Here is a 484-nt window from a genome sequence, read left to right on the forward strand (position 1 = left end):
GCATCGAACTGCCGCGCTGAAAACACCCATTCACCGGCAGGCAGCAGCGGCTGCCTGCCGACCCGCAAAGGATTGCCCGCATGCCCCGACTCCACTCATTGGCCTGGCTGCTGTTCCTGCCCGCCTGTGCCCTGGCCGATCTGCCTCGCTTCGAACCGCAGAACGGGTTGCAGGCCCAGGTACTGCAACAGGGCGACGGCTACGTTCTGCAGCAGCCCGACGGCAGCCGTATCGAACTGAGCATTCCCGAGGGTAACGAGGTGGACGCCCCTCCCGGCTTCGAGGTCGACGACTACGACTTCGACGGCCATCCTGACCTGGCCATACGCGTGCCCGTGGGCATGGTCAACTCGAGCTACCACCTTTACCTCTATCGCCCCGACCGGCAGGGTTTCGAGCGCCTGCACATGCCCGAGACCCTGCTGGACCGCGCCAACTGCGGCGAGCTGTCGGAGCTACAGGCCAAGCCGGCCGAACGCGCCCT

The 484-nt window shown here is 66.1% G+C and carries 1 protein-coding gene; it reads left to right on the top strand.

What is annotated here, in order from left to right:
• Positions 1-80: 80 nt before the first annotated feature.
• Positions 81-484: FG-GAP repeat protein (locus J0A65_RS25665; protein ID WP_206597036.1), on the top strand; the 404-nt coding region annotated here is incomplete at its 3' end.

The organism is Bowmanella yangjiangensis (genome assembly GCF_017255015.1).
In the GTDB taxonomy this organism is placed as follows: domain Bacteria; phylum Pseudomonadota; class Gammaproteobacteria; order Enterobacterales; family Alteromonadaceae; genus Bowmanella; species Bowmanella yangjiangensis.